Source organism: Methylobacterium sp. 092160098-2 (assembly GCF_028920805.1).
In the GTDB taxonomy this organism is placed as follows: Bacteria; Pseudomonadota; Alphaproteobacteria; order Rhizobiales; family Beijerinckiaceae; genus Methylobacterium; species Methylobacterium fujisawaense.
Window position 1 is genome coordinate 1314705 of sequence record NZ_JAQPZJ010000002.1, and the last position, 14605, is coordinate 1329309.

Consider the following 14605-nt stretch of genomic DNA (forward strand, 5'->3'; position numbering starts at 1 on the left):
GAGCTTGCTCATGCCTTCACCCCTGTCTGTGGACCTGCGCGAGCGTGTCGTGGCTGCCGTGGTGGCGGGTGCCTCCTACCATCGCGCCGCCGCCCGCTTCGGGGTCAGCGTGTCGAGCGCCAGCCGCTGGTCGGAGCGTTTCCGCCACGAGGGCCAACTCGCCTCAAAGCCGATGGGCGGCGATCATACCTCGAAACGCATCGAGGCGCATGCCGGGCTGATCCTGAGGATCTCCAAGCAGGAGCCGCGTCTTTTCCTGCGCGAGCTGCGCGATCGGCTGGCTGAGCAGGGTATCCAGACCAGCACGAGCGGCCTGTCGCGCTTCTTTGCCCGCCATGGGATTAGCTGGAAAAAGGGGCGACGTACGCAGCTGAGCAGGAGCGCGCGGACGTAAGTGCTGCTCGCGAGGCGTGGTTCGACGCACAGCCCGAGCTCGATCCGGATCGGCTGGTGTTCCTGGATGAGACAGCGGCTGCCACCAACATGGCGCGACGCTATGGTTGGGCTCCGCGCGGCGAGCGCTGCCGGCTCGCAGCCCCGTTGGGCCACTACAAAACCACCACCGTCACCGCCGCCCGGCGCACCAGTGGACTGTGTGCCACCGCGTTATTGGACGGTCCCACGAACGGCAGGCGCTTCCGCAGCTACGTCACCGAGACCCTGATCCCGGTGCTGCAGCCGGGCGACATCGTCGTCATGGACAACCTGCCTGCCCACAAGGTCGCCGGCGTACAGGACGCGATCGAGGCCGCAGGAGCGCGGCTACTCTACCTTCCGTCCTACAGCCCTGATTTCAACCCGATTGAGCAGGCCTTCGCGAAACTCAAGGCGCTGCTACGTAGCGCGGCAGCCCGCACGATCCCAGATCTCTGGGCGGCGATCCGCCAAGCCTTCACGTGCTTCACTCCGCAGGAGTGCCGCAACTACCTCGCCGCAGCCGGCTACGAGAGCGACTTGGCCGTCGCTACCTGACCGGGAAAAGCTCTAGCCGACGCCGACCGGATGCTTGGTGACCTCCGGGACCCGCATGGTCACCAGCTCCTCGGCCGCCGTCGGGTGGACCGCGATGGTCCGGTCGAAATCGGCCTTGGTCGCGCCCATCGTCACCGCGATACCGACCGCCTGGATCACCTCTCCGGCATCGTGGCCGAAGATGTGGACGCCGACCACCCGGTCGCTGGCGCAGTCGACGAGCACCTTCATGAGGATCCGCTCCTCGCGGCCCGACAGCGTCGCCTTCATAGGTCGGAAGCGGGCCTTGTAGACGTCGATCTTGCCGTAGACCTCGCGGGCCGCCGCCTCGGTATGGCCGACGACGCCGATCTCGGGGGTCGAGAACACCGCCGTCGGGATCAGGCGGTGATCGACGCAGGACGGCTTGCCGCCGAACACCGTGTCGGCGAAAGCGTGGCCCTCGCGGATCGCCACCGGGGTCAGGTTGGCCCGGTTCGTGACGTCGCCGACCGCGTAGATCGAGGGGACATTGGTCTGCGAATAGGCGTCCACCGGGATCGCGCCGGCGGCGTCCGTCTCGATGTTGACGCGGTCGAGGCCAAGTCCGGCGACGTTCGGCCGCCGGCCGGTGGCGACGAGGATCTGGTCGGCCTCGATCGCGCTGCCGTCGTCGAGCCGGGCGCAGAGGCCGCCGGACTGCCGCTCGATGCGGGTCAGTTTGCGCCCGAGGCGCAGGTCCATGCGGCGTCCGTAAGCCTCGGCGAGGGCGTCGCGGACCTCGTCGTCGAAGCCGCGCAGCAGCTTGTCGCCCCGGTGCAGCAGGGTGGTGCGGCTGCCGAGCGCCGCGAACACGCCGGCGAACTCCACCGCGATGTAGCCGCCGCCGATCACCAGGATGCGTTCCGGCAGGCGCTCCAGCTCGAACACCTCGTTGGAGGTGATCGCCAGCTCGATGCCCGGCACGGACGGCTCCTTGAGCGGATGCGCGCCGACGGCGATCAGGATGCGCTCCGCCCGGACGCGCCGGTCGGACTTCAGCAGGCGCACGGTGTGCGCGTCCTCGATCACGGCGCGTTCGGGCACGATCTCCACGCCGGCCCGGATCAGGTTGGCGTCGTAGATGCCTTCGAGCCGGGTCACTTCGGCGTCGCGGCGGCTCTTGAGCACGCTCCAGTCGAAGCGCGGCCGCTCCACGGTCCAGCCGAAGCCGGCCGCATCCTCGAACTCGTCGGCGAAGCGGCCGGCATAGACCATCAGCTTCTTGGGCACGCAGCCGCGGATCACGCAGGTGCCGCCGACCCGGTACTCCTCGGCGAGCATCACCTTGGCCCCGTAGCCAGCCGCAATCCGCGCCGCCCGGACCCCGCCCGAACCGCCGCCGATGACGAAGAGGTTGACACCGAAATCGCTCATGTCGGACCGTCCATATCAAACTTCTGAATCGCCATTCTGGGAAGCCGCACCCAGGCACGAGATGGCAGCACCAAGGCATGCCGCCCGTTACGCGAAGCAGCCCTCTTTCTCTTTAAGGGCGACCGCCGTCGCGCAGGCCATAAGCCCGACTGCCGACGCGGGACGCGGCTATATATGGCACGGACAAGCTTATAGGCGTGACATTTCGCTACTCGCTACAGCATCCATGTGATCGAAGTACCGATTGAGAGAATTTGCCCCCAAGTGCCTTCCAACTTTATGCTCTAAGCGCGAGGCCTCATCACTATCTACGGCTCAGGTCCGTGTGAGCCCGAGCGCGTCGAGCCTTCGTCCCGCCAGGTCCTGACGTATCCGGTGTCAATGCTGAAGTCGACGTACAGTCCCAGGAAGCTATTCGCCGTACAACGTGCACCAAGAACTTTTTTGTAAAACTTGTCTAGGCGGGGCTGAGATTATTGCGTTACATTTGCAACAAGCAGGCGGCCGGCATCTAGGCACTTTGCGTGGATAGATTTTTCGGATTGCGTGAAAAATCAACGTGCTTTTTTGGTTGTTGCACGTTGATGGCGCTGGGGCATAGCTGGAGCTTTGAAATCATGGGAAGCATGGCCATGCTGCAGACCGAGATGACTGCGCGCATCGGCGCGGACTGCTCCATCGCCGAAGTGGACCAAAGCCGAGAGTCAACTCTTGGCGCGCTGCATGCTTAGGCATACCGGTGAATACTTCCGAAGGATAGAGCCTTGCGTCACCTGAGGTAATTGATTGCAGTGGCGAGACAGAGGACGCCGCTGAAATGTGGATCAACGTTGAAGCGGGAGCCCCGGACCAAAGCCAAGGTAGCGCCTTGTTACCACTAGCAAAACTGAGGAAGGAGCGAGGTACCGATCGGCGCCGATCAGGAGCCCGCTCTGTATGGAAAACGGTTGTTTTTCGAGGACGTTACCGTCTTTCAGGAAGGGGTATTAATTCGGGTTCTTCCGCAGGCATGGCGATCAAGACGATCGCGCGCACGCTCGGCGCTTCCCGCAACAGCGTACGACGCTGGCTGCGCGCGAGAGCCTTCGTGCCGTATGGCCGGGCACAGGCCCCAAGCCGGCTCGATGATCATCTGCGCTTCGTCGAGGTGCGCTGGCAGGACGGTCAGCAGGCAGCGGGCTGGCAGATAGGCAAGGACCGGATTCAGCGCATCTGGCGTCGCGAGGGGCTCAAGGTCCCACAGAAGCACCGGCCGCGCAGCTGGCTATGGCTGAACGACGGCTCGTGTGTGCGGCTGCGTGCGCTCTACCGTAATGACGTCTGGAGCTTCGACTTCGTGCAGGCCCAGATGCATGACGGCTGAATTTTGCACGGCCGAAGTTTGCGCATCCTGACGCTGATCGACGAGCACAGCCGGGCCTGCCTCTCCTTGAAGGTGGCACGGCGCATCAACAGCCTGGGTGTGATCGAGGCGCTGGCCGACGCCATGCGCCTGCACGGCATCCCGGAGCACATCCGCTGCGACAATGGCCCGGAGATGATCTCGAAGGCACTGCGCAAGTGGGTCGCGAAGACCGGCCCGCAGATCCCGTACATCGCGCTGGGCTCTCCGTGGGAGGACGGGTATTGTAAGAGCTTCAACGGCGAGCTGCGCGACGAGTGCCTGCGCCAGGAAATCTCCTACTCACTCAAGGAGGCACAGATCGTGATAGGTTTCTGGCAGAACACATACAACTGCATCCGGCCGCACTCATCCTTGGGCTACCGGCCGCCCGCGCTCGTCAGCTAACCGGATCTGGCCTTCCGGCTACCCATGACAACGGCCATGCAGTAGCCTCTTCATCGGCTCGGTCCAAAATATCGGTCGGGTCACTCACTTAGCCAAGTCATCGACGACCCCCGCGAGGAGAGGACTAGGCGGTTCCTCCGGTTGGTCGACCGGCCGACGCCGACGCCGATGCGGATGCAGCATGAGCGCGTCAGGGAGGCGAAGCGCGATCCTACGGACATTCGAGCCATGAACAAACCATTCCCAACACCGACGGACGCCGTCGGGGAAGTCCGTACCCCGGGCTTCTGCGCGCTGTGCAAATCCCGCTGCGGCTCTGTCATGGTCACCCGCGACGGGCTCCTCGTGGCCCAGGAGCCGAACCCGGGTCACCCGACGGGCCAAGCCCTTTGCGTCAAAGGCAAGGCTGCCCCCGAACTGGTCTACAACCCGCAGCGCCAGCTGTACCCGATGATCCGCACCCGGCCTAAGGGCGATCCCGATCCCGGGTGGCAGCGCGTCTCCTGGGATGAGGCGCTTGACCGGGCGGCGGAGGGACTTGCCTGCATCCGGGACGAGCACGGCCCGGAAGCCGTCGCGTTCGGCTGGACAACACCGAGCGGCACGCCGATCTCGGACGACATCCGCTGGGTCGAGCGCTTCACGAACGCGTTCGGTAGCCCGAACGTCGCGTACGGCACAGAGATCTGCAACTGGCACAAGGACCACGCGCACGCCTACACATTCGGGCGTGGCGTGGCCTCACCCGACTTCGAGAAATCCGGCTGCATCGTCCTCTGGGGCCATAACCCGAGCGCCACCTGGCTTGACCACGCCACGGCGACGGGTGCCGCAAAGGCGCGCGGCGCGCGCCTCGTCGTGGTCGATCCGCGGCGAGCCGGGTTTGCCGCTCGAGCAGATCAATGGCTACGAGTCCGGCCCGGCGCGGATGGTGCCCTGGCGCTCGGCATCGCCGGCGAAATGATCCGCAAAGGTTGGTTCGACCGCGACTTCGTCACCCGCTGGACGAATGGCCCGCTGCTTGTGCGTACCGACACCAACCGGTTCCTCCGGGCAGGCGAGATGAGGGCGCCGCCGGCAGGCGCAGGGGCGGACGACCTCGTCGCGTGGGGCCGGGTCGGCGCTTCGGTCGCCTATGCGCCCGCCACGAGGACCTACGCGCCTGACGAGAACCCCGTCTTGGAAGCCGCGGTCGAGATCTTAGGAGCGGACGGGGATCGCATCGCCTGCCGCACAGCTTTCGGTCTCTATCGCGACCTGTGCGATGCGTACCCACTCGACAGGGTGGAGCAGCTGGCCTGGGTACCCGCGGCCCAGGTGACCGCCACCGCGCGCATGCTCTTCGAGGCGGCGCCGGTCAGCTACTACGTTTGGTCCGGTGTCGGCCAGCACACGAACGCGACCCAGACGGATCGGGCGATCTCGATCCTTATGGCGCTGACCGGCAGCTTTGACGCTCCCGGGGGCAACGTCGAATTTGCCAAGCCGGCGGCGCGTGACGTGACCGGCGGCGAGTTCCTCTCGGCGATGCAGCGCGCCAAATGCATTGACTTGGCGCGTTCGCCTTTGGGTCCCGGTCGGCACGGCTGGATCGGTGCGGACGCCCTATACGACGCTATTCTTGACTCGAAGCCCTATGCCGTCTGCGGCCTGTTCGATTTCGGCCGGAACTTCCTGGTGAACCATGCCAACGGCGACCGCGGCGCACGGGCGCTCGCCAACTTGCAGTTCCATGTTCACACAGACGTCGTCGTGACGCCGACGGCCGCGTTCGCGGACGTCTTCCTTCCGGTGAACACCCCCTGGGAACGAGAAGCCCTTCGCGTCGGGTTCGAAGGCAGCCAGCGAGCGGAGAGCCTTGTTCAGTTGCGGCAAGCCGCGGTCCCGAGCCAGGGCGAGTCGCGCTCGGACGCGCAGATCGTGTTCGATCTCGCCACGCGCCTCGGCTTCGGCGACCGGTTCTGGCATGGTGACATCGAGGCCGGCTTCGCGGCCGTCCTCGAACCCCTCGGCCTGACGGTCGACGAGCTACGCCGGCACCTCAACGGGATCACGGTGCTGGGCGAGCCGCATTATCATCGCCATCGGAGTGCCGGCGTCAAAACGCGGACCGGAAAAATCGAGATCTTCTCGGAGGTGCTCCGCGATGCTGGGCAGGACCCATTACCGAAATTCGTCGAGCCGGCCATCTCGCCGTTCCGGGAAGGCAGCGAGGCGCTGCCGCTCGTGCTGACGTCGGCCAAGGTCGTGCACTGCTGCCACGGACAACATCGGAACGTCGCCTCGCTGCGCAAGCGCTCCCCGGACCCCGAAGTCACACTGCACCCGGATACGGCCGGCGAGCGCGGCATCGCGGCGGGCGACTGGGTCGACATTCGGACGGGCAACGGTCAGGCCAGGATGCGAGCCAAGTTGGACGGCTTCCTCGACCCGCGAGTGGTCAGCGCCCAGTATGGCTGGTGGCAGTCCAACGAAGCACTCGGCCTGCCGGCCTACAACGCCCTGGCCGACACGGGGGCCAACTACAACCGGCTAGTGTCCGACGATCATGTTGATCCGGTCAGCGGCTCGACGGGGCTGCGCTCATCTTTATGCGAGGTGACACCCGTAAAGGTATCCGGGGGTCGTGCGTGGGCCGGTTGGCGTCCCTTCGAGCTTGCTATCGCCGGCCGGGAGACAACCGACATCGTCTCATTTCGGCTGACACCGACCGACGGTGGCGCGCTGCCGCCGTTCCGCGGCGGCCAGCACATTACGCTCCGGCTCGCCGGCCCCGAGGGGATGTCCCCGGTCCGCTGCTACTCGCTATCGAGGGCGACGGACGGCGCGAGCTACCGCATCTCGGTGAAGCTCGCTCGGGGTGCCGACGAAGCAGTCGGGCGCATGTCGGGTCTGCTCCACGGGGCGGCTGACGGAATCGCGATAGACGTGCAGGCTCCGAAGGGTGCGTTCCACCTGCCGACAGCGGAGGCAGGCGAGGCGACCGCGGTGCTGGTCGCGGCCGGCATCGGCATCACCCCGCTCCTCTCGATGATCTATGAGACAGCGGACTCGGATCGGCCACGGCCAATCCATCTCCTGTACGGCGTCCGCTCATCGGCCGATCACGCCTTCCGTGACGAACTCGCCGACCTTGAACGAAGGACTCCGACGCTTCGGGTGACGACGTTCTACAGCGCTGGCGTCCCCGTCGTGCCGGACGCCGGCTCGGACGTCAGGACCGGCCGCGTCACCGTCGCCGACGTGTTGGCGGTGGCCACACCTGGCGCGCAGATCTACCTGTGCGGCCCCGCGGCCATGGTCGAGGCGCTGACCACCGGATTGGAACAGGCGGGCGTCGACGGGCGGCGCATTTACACCGAGGAGTTCGGACCTTCGAGCCGCGCCACCGGCCGCCCCGATCAAGGCCCCCAGCGCGTGGAACTCGCGCGCGCTGGGCGGACGTTGATCTGGGACCCCTCGGCCGGCTCGCTGCTTGATGCCATCGATAGGCAAGGCGTGGTCGCCGCCAGCGGTTGCCGTAGCGGCCAGTGCGAATGCTGCATTGTCGGCATATTGTCGGGAGAGGTCGACCACCCCGCCGGGTCGGCCCCTGTTGACGCGGGCCGTTGCCTGCCCTGCGTCGCTGTCCCGCTGACGGCCGTCGTGCTCGACCTGTGAGGAAGCGTTGCCGTCTCAGCCGTCTGATCAGACACTTCGATTGCGGGCCGCGAACGGTCAGCCCCGCACGACTACGGCAGGGCCGCGCGCCGTCGAGCCTTTGCCTACGGCTCGGACCCGTACCGAAGCGCTGCGGTTCAGGCTGAAACAGGATATCCTCGCGCGGCGCGTCCTGCCTGGCCAAAAAAAACTGGAGGAGGATATCGCCGCCTGGTTCGGCCTATCTCGGACACCGGTTCGCGAGGACCTCAAGGCGCTGACGGCGAGTGGGCTCATTGAGATCCGGCCGCATCAGGGGCCTTTGTGGCGAAGCTGACGTTGTGCGAAATCGCCGAAATGGTCGAGCTGATGACCGTGAGAGGCGGTCTGCGCAGAGTTAGCAGCTAAGCGCCATTCCGCGGACGATCGGAACACAATCGTCCGCGCCCAGGCCGCCTGCCGGCAGGCCGCGGACAAGAACGACGGCATGGAGTTTTACGCCGCCAACATCATCTTCCACGAGGCGGTCTACGCGGCGAGCCAGAACTGTCAAACAGCGTTGGAATGGGGCTCTTCCGCAGGTTCGGTGCTGACGGTGAGATATGCTCGGTCTGGTTTGTCGAGCGGTTCCTGGTCCGCCTCACGCGGCGTGAAGGACACGCTGCCGGAGCAGGTCGACGCCGGCGCGACCGTACATGGAGCGCTTGATCAGCCTCAAGCGGTTCACCTGCCCGTCGACCGCCCCCTTTGCTCCACGGCTCGTTGATGGCCGCATGGACGGCGGCCTCGTCCTGCCGCAGCCCAGCGACGAAGCCGCCGAGTTCACTCGTGGCGGCCGCTTCCAGCCACGGCTTCAACGCAGCCGGATCACCAGCACGCAGGATTGCGCCGAAGCCGCGTACCTGCTCGGCCGCGGCCTGCAGCCTGGGCGCAAGGGCAGACAGCGATGCGACGTAGCGGCTATCCTCGGGCGCGAGGCTGGCCGGATCGCTTGTCAGCCACCGCGCGATGCGGCGTACCGACGGGACCCGGGCCGAGGGCGGCCGGGTCGGGAGGCGATGGCGCCGTCGCTTCGCCCAGCGCTGGACGATGTCGTAGCCGCCCTCGAAGCCGATGGCGCGACGCTCGCGATCCAGGCCGGCCGCGTTGTGCTGATGGTCCTGCCAGCGCACCTCGACGAAGCGCAGATGATCATCGAGCCGGCTTGGGGCCGGTGCCCGGCGATACGGCACGAAGGCTCTCGCGCGCAGCCAGCGTCGTACGCTGTTACGGGAAGCGCCGAGCGTACGCGCGATCGTCTTGATCGCCATGCCCTCGCCGTGCAGGCGTAGCGCCGCCTCGCAACGGTGTCGTCGCCGGCCGCCGCCCTGCCTAACATCCTGCGCCGGAGGCGGGTCAGCAGGAGCAACCGCGACGACGGCAGATGGGGAGTCGCGGGACGCTGCCTGACGGGCGGCCTCTCGGATTTGGACCTGATGCTGCTCGACGAGCGAACGCAGCGCCTCGGAAGCGTTGACGAGAAGGTGCCAGCGGTCCGCGACCTGGATCGCCTGCGGCGCGCCGAGCCGCGCAGTCTCGACGTACGAACCGGCGCGATCCCGGCTGACGACGGCGATGTCTGGATGCGCAGCCAGCCAATCCCGCAAGGGCTCGCAGGCGCGGCCGGGCAGGAGATCGAGGACGCGACCCCACTCCGGATCGCAGACGATGGTGCCGTAGCTTCGGCCCCGCCGCCAAGCCCAGTCGTCGATCCCGACCACACGCGGGGGTGCTGAATGTGTCACGCGGGCTGCTCGACGGGCTGTCGGACCGGAAAACAATCAAATTTCGTAAATGAGCCGCATCACTGCTAAGATTATCTTTTCGGTAAACGGCTTAAGAGACGCAGGCAATCAAGAAATGGCCTGCGACCTCACCCTGCCAACCGGAGGCAACCAGGACCCGTTAGGCTGATCTTCGCCAGCAGTACACGCACGTGTGCGAGGCTCAGTGGGTTGTTCCCAACAGGATGTAGTCCGCCGTGTAGGGCTCCCCGGCGATCGTGCCAGCTGCCGTACAAGAACCAACTTTCTCGCCGCCGTGTGTGTCCACCCGCTGCACTGCCTCGACTTCCGCAAGAGCGCCTGCACCGGTGCGCTTGATGACGGTAAGACGCAGCCAAGGAATGTCCGTGGCTTGCGGGGCTGGGGCGGTTGCAGCCACTTGCCCGATAATGCGACTGCCATCCGCCGCTTCCCACGTCGGTCCTGCATAGTGCTGGCCGAACGGCTGGCCGTCGTGGAAGAGTTCCGCGCGTGGCTCCTTGAACGCCCAACTCAAAGCGCCATCAGCGCCCACCCGACACTCGTAAACTTGTACACCTACAGCCGAAAGTCGCCTTAGATTTTTATCGTTGGACTCGATAAGTCCCTCGGGAACACCAACTGCGTAAGCAGTGACGCTGAGCATGGAGAAAATGATGATGAGCACATAGCGCATCTGAGAGCTAAGGTGGTTGAGATGTTCGACGTGCCGCGCAGGGCATCTCGTGGTCACGTCGAAATGAGCCGCCCTCATGACCTGATGATTTCGATAATTTCCGATTTCGTTACGACCGTAATGTTAAGATCATTCGTGCTTGGACAATCTGTCGCAGCATACATTTTGAACCTCCCCTTTTAGGAGGGTCGATGCTGAGCGACGTGCAATGGGCTGAGGCAGCCGGCGCCACTGCGCCGGTGTCATGCCCATGCGCTGCTTGAAGGCGCGCTGGAAAGCGGCTTCCGACTGGTACCCGACGGTCCCCGCTACGGCACTGGTGACCGCGGATGGCTTCCGAAGCTCGCCGGCGGCCAGCGTCATGCGGATGTCTGCCAACAACTCACTGGCAGACCGGCCCAGTGCATCCTGAAACCGGCGTGCCGCCGTCGCCCGCGACATGCTGCACAGGCGCGCCAGCGCGGGCAGCGTCCATGGGCGGTCCGGCTCGTTCAGGAGAGCTGATAAGGCGGGCGCCAAGCGTGCGTTGCTCACCAGAGCGAGCAGGCCGACCGGCGCCGCGTTTCCCTCGCTGGCAAGCCGCAGCGTCAAGGCGAACAGGGCCGTGGAGAGCGCGTCCAGCATGGCTTGGCCGCCCAAAGTGTCGGTGATCGCCTCCTGGCGCATGAGCAACACGAGGCTGGCCAACACCTCCCGGGTTCCAGATGCCGCCGTCCCCGCTGGATCGACCGTTCGTACCACGAGGCGTGATGGCAGATAGTCGCGCAGCAAGCGGTCCTGCGGGCGCCCGAGCACGAAGTGGCCGCACAGCATGTCGAGCCGCTCTCCCATACCTGCATTCTCGCTGATGCGCAGGTTGCGCCCCGACCGCGTGTGCGCTGGCATGGCGGGTGTGCCGCCGCCATCGTGCAGGACATGCGCTTCGCCGTGTGGGAGCAGCAGGATGTCGCCCGCCGAGAGGCGCAGCGGAGGGCCACCCGCCGGGTCCTCCAGGGCCGCCGATCCGGCGAGGACGACGTGGTAGGCCATCTCGCCCACCTCCGCGCCGGGTTGATCGATGCGCCAGGGCGCGCCGTAGGTGCAGTGCGTGTCCAAGCGGCCGCGCACGGGGACGATCGCGAGCAGGCGACTGAGCCAGTCCAGGGATGGTGCCACGGTGATGCCTCCACAGCTGCGTGTGCGCGGTTGGCTGCGCCGGCACTGAGCCGGGCAGGGGAATAGGGCTCGGGCGGCCTGCAGAGGCTCTCGGGCCATGATCGCGGTAGCCTCCGCCGCCCAGTCAGGATGGCCCATCGAGGTGGCGCGGGGCTGGTGGCGCCCGGTTCTCAGGCTGGCCTGCGCCGCAGCTTGCAGGCGCTACCAGCGAACGCTGATTAACGGGCCGTTGGTGATCGGATCGGGCAAGGTGCCGGCGTCGAAGCGGTCGTTGCGGCCCCAGACCGGGGTGAGCTGGTTGGAGGCCGCGATGAGTTGCGGGTCCATCACGGGGTTGCCCAGCCCCGCCACGCTGCTCCCGCGCTCGACGATGTTGCCGGCGTCCAGCCAGCTGCGGGGGCGAACGTGGATGCTCAGCGCGGCTGCGGTGCGATCATCCCCGCCCGGTGCGAGGCGCGCCTGAACATCATCGGTCGCTGCCAAGCCGAGACTGGCGACGCTCAGAGCGAGGATCGCGCCAGCCTTGAACTCGCGCAGGAGCGGTATGATCGAGCGACCACCGGCGCTTTCGGCGAAAATGCCGGAGATGGACGAAGATGTTTGGTTGGCCTGAGCAGCGAACATGACTGCATATTGGGAAAGAGATGGCGTCGTGAGGACTTGTTTTTCTATGTACAGGCGGCGTGCGAGATTGACACTCCGGCAAACGCTCGACGTTATGCGTGATCATCTCATATAGCCGTGGGGCAGCTCGGACAGGTGCCGGCAGGGCTCAGCGTAGTAGCGGGCGCTGGCCAGCAAGGCCCCGATCTACGGCCGCACTCCCATTGATCGGTCAGGTCAGCTCCAGCTCAAGGCCACGTGGGCGTCGGATTGAGCATCACCATGGCCCAATCGGACCTTCGAACGACACATGTTCGGCAGGTGCGAGCGGCGAGGTCCTATGCTGCGCTGGCTACGCAATCTCCGAAGCGATGTGAAAGGCATCGAGCAAAGCTTCCGTGCAGAGCGTCAAGTCATCCGGGGCGAACAGGAGCGCTTGTCCCGCCCGCTGTACGTGAGAGCGAGCAGCGGCTTGGTGTGGCTGAAGCCGCAGATCGTGCGCCGGGCAGTGTGGAAGGAGCGGAAGCCCCCACCCGCGGCATCGCCCGCTTCTCTCAGAAGTGGCCGCTCTCGATCCTTTGCTGTAGGTGCTTAGTGGCGTAGTGGGTTGCTGCCCGGGGCAGCTGTCACGGCAAAGACTGCAACTCTAGAACAGGCAACTTAATCAGGCATTTGCAGGTTATTCTGCAATTCACGCTCGAGCTTGAGGGGGCGCCTCAGCTGATCACTCGTCTGCTTCGATGATCCTCAGCGGTGCAGCCAGTTCATAGACTACCCCCTCCGGCTCATACCTCAAGCGAACCTCGTCATTGCTCGCCCCGCCCAACCCACGCTCGATCAGCCGTCTGCCGAAACCGAAACGGGTAGGCGGCCTCACGGGGGGCCCGCCGCGCTCGATCCAGCGCAGGCGCACGATCGGCTCCAGCGTGCCGGTGTCGAGTTCCCACTGCACCCGTACAGAGCCGGTGCCAACTGACAACGCTCCGTACTTGCCTGCGTTGGTGGCCAGTTCATGCACGATCAACGCCAGCGTCAGGGCCGCACTGGAGCCGACGTGAATGTTCGGGCCATTCACGCGTAAGCGGTTCATTCGCGCGTCATGGACCGACAGAGCTCCCCTGATCACCGCCTCAAGGCTGGCGCTTTCACGTTCCCCGGTCAGAAGCAGATCATGAGCCGTGCTCAACGCAATCAGACGGACTGCCAACGCATCACGAGCGGAAGCGAGGTCTGCCGCATTGCGCAGCGTTTGGGTGGCGATCGCCTGCACCACCGCAAGCGTGTTCTTCATTCGGTGGGACAGCTCGCGATTGAGGATCGCCTGCTGCTCCTCGCCACGTAGCCGAGCGATGCCTACCTGCAACCGGTTCACCACGTTGCGGGTGAAGGCGATCTCTTCCGGAGCCCATGCTCGTGCGGCCGGGCTATGAACGAAGATGATACCCACGGTGCGGCCACGCTCCTGGACTGGCACGCTGAGTCTGGCTTGGACATTGAGGGCGCCGAACGCCGACGCTTTCGCGACAGTCCGGACGTCGGTCTCCACGTCATTGACAACGACAGGAGTGTCCCTTCCGACATCGTACTCAACGGCGCCATAATCAGCCAAGCGATGACGGCCGACGATGCTGATCTCTCCGGGCGCGGTGCTGTCCTGTAGGACCGTGACGTGCTCGCAGGCAGCATCCAGCTCGCCGTAGCCTGCGCGGCTACCATTAAGTGTTCGACCAACGATCTCTGCAGCCCTTGTGGTTATCTCTAAAATTGACGTGGCATCGCGCAAGCAATCACTCAACTCGATCAGCGCTGAACGGCGAGTGGCCGCGGCGCGGTCCAGTAACGCCGTGCTCTGCATCTCGGCCACTTGGCGGCGGTCTCGCAGCAAGGTCATAACTTGCCGGGCCAGCCGCCGCAGGGAGTCCTGCTGACTCTCGTTCAAAAGCTCCGGCCGAGGTTGGTGGTCGACGACACACAAGCTACCCAGAGTATGTCCGCTCGCGGTACGCAGCGGCGCTCCGGCGTAGAAGCGAATGAACGGCTCGCCCGTCACCAAGGGGTTGTCGCGTGTGCGGGGATCGGCAGCTAGATCCGGGATGATGAGCAGGTCTGGCTCGTCCAACATGTAGGCGCAGATCGAGCTGCTTATGTCGGTCCGAGTAAAGGGGAAGCCGATCCGCGCCTTGAACCATTGCCGGTTGTCGGCGACAAGGCTCATCAGTGCTACTGGGGCTTGGCAAACCAGCCGGGCCACTTGCACTGCATCGTCAAAGCTCTCCTCGGGGGCCGTGTCGAGAATACTGAAGGCCTCAAGCTCGGCCAGTCGCGCCGGCTGCGATGTGTCTGGTCGCGGGTACTTGTGGTCGCGTGACATCGCAGCAGGGAACGAGACCGGGTGTCGAGCGCTATAGCGCCTAGCTAGTTCTATGCCCTGCATCATACACTCTAGCATCGGGCGACCACCCCATAGTTCGCACAATTGTGGATACTGTCCAGGGGTGTTCAGGGTTCAGAAAGGAAGTCGGGTACTCTGCGCCCGTGTAACAAATTCGAGTCACAGAGTAGGGACGCCGATTG

Annotated in this window: 9 protein-coding genes and 4 pseudogenes; 6 read left to right on the top strand and 7 right to left on the bottom strand. The window is 65.3% G+C overall.

The features are described from left to right. The first annotated feature begins 10 nt into the window (after positions 1 to 10). Positions 11 to 972 (top strand): IS630 family transposase gene (locus PQI07_RS31845; RefSeq protein ID WP_274928844.1). Its coding sequence is split into 2 segments (ribosomal slippage): positions 11 to 359 and positions 359 to 972, totalling 963 coding nucleotides; the frame shifts between segments, so codons are not numbered across the junction. 12 nt (positions 973 to 984) lie between these two features. On the opposite strand, the gene gor is transcribed toward PQI07_RS31845, so the two are convergent. After that, on the bottom strand, positions 985 to 2367 hold the full coding sequence (gene gor, locus PQI07_RS31850; RefSeq protein WP_274928845.1) for a glutathione-disulfide reductase: 1383 nt from the start codon (positions 2365 to 2367) through the stop codon (positions 985 to 987). Positions 2368 to 2891: 524 nt separating this feature from the next. Here gor and PQI07_RS31855 point away from each other — a divergent pair. The 5 genes and pseudogenes from PQI07_RS31855 to PQI07_RS38020 all read left to right on the top strand — a co-directional run. After that, on the top strand, positions 2892 to 3098 hold the full coding sequence (locus PQI07_RS31855; RefSeq protein WP_274928846.1) for a hypothetical protein: 207 nt from the start codon (positions 2892 to 2894) through the stop codon (positions 3096 to 3098). 437 nt (positions 3099 to 3535) lie between these two features. Next, a pseudogene (locus tag PQI07_RS31860) lies at positions 3536 to 4156 on the top strand (integrase core domain-containing protein); the annotation flags it as partial. A 228-nt stretch (positions 4157 to 4384) separates the two neighbouring features. After that, positions 4385 to 7816 (top strand): molybdopterin-dependent oxidoreductase, encoded by a 3432-nt coding sequence (locus PQI07_RS31865; protein WP_274928847.1) that lies wholly within the window; start codon positions 4385 to 4387, stop codon positions 7814 to 7816. 100 nt (positions 7817 to 7916) lie between these two features. Beyond that, positions 7917 to 8132: a GntR family transcriptional regulator gene (locus PQI07_RS38015; RefSeq protein ID WP_446721004.1), complete on the top strand. Its 216-nt coding sequence runs from the start codon at positions 7917 to 7919 to the stop codon at positions 8130 to 8132. A gap of 99 nt (positions 8133 to 8231) precedes the next feature. Continuing rightward, positions 8232 to 8294: pseudogene (locus tag PQI07_RS38020) on the top strand (hypothetical protein); the annotation flags it as partial. A 141-nt stretch (positions 8295 to 8435) separates the two neighbouring features. Here PQI07_RS38020 and PQI07_RS31870 read toward each other — a convergent pair. From PQI07_RS31870 to PQI07_RS31895, 6 genes and pseudogenes are all read right to left on the bottom strand, one after another. Then, positions 8436 to 9609: pseudogene (locus tag PQI07_RS31870) on the bottom strand (ISL3 family transposase); the annotation flags it as partial. Positions 9610 to 9781: 172 nt separating this feature from the next. Next, the gene (locus tag PQI07_RS31875; RefSeq protein ID WP_274928848.1) at positions 9782 to 10264 is read right to left on the bottom strand and encodes a DUF3455 domain-containing protein; all 483 of its coding nucleotides are present in this window, start codon (positions 10262 to 10264) and stop codon (positions 9782 to 9784) included. Between the two features lie 138 nt (positions 10265 to 10402). After that, positions 10403 to 11428: an AraC family transcriptional regulator gene (locus PQI07_RS31880; RefSeq protein ID WP_274928849.1), complete on the bottom strand. Its 1026-nt coding sequence runs from the start codon at positions 11426 to 11428 to the stop codon at positions 10403 to 10405. A gap of 201 nt (positions 11429 to 11629) precedes the next feature. After that, entirely contained in the window at positions 11630 to 12052 is a 423-nt protein-coding gene (locus PQI07_RS31885) for a hypothetical protein (RefSeq protein WP_274928850.1), read from the bottom strand. 462 nt (positions 12053 to 12514) lie between these two features. Then, positions 12515 to 12654, bottom strand: a pseudogene (locus PQI07_RS31890) (DDE-type integrase/transposase/recombinase); the annotation flags it as partial. Between the two features lie 101 nt (positions 12655 to 12755). After that, positions 12756 to 14402 carry a sensor histidine kinase gene (locus tag PQI07_RS31895; RefSeq protein WP_274928851.1) on the bottom strand — a complete coding sequence of 549 codons (1647 nt, stop codon included), beginning with the start codon at positions 14400 to 14402 and terminating at the stop codon, positions 12756 to 12758. Positions 14403 to 14605 lie beyond the last annotated feature (203 nt).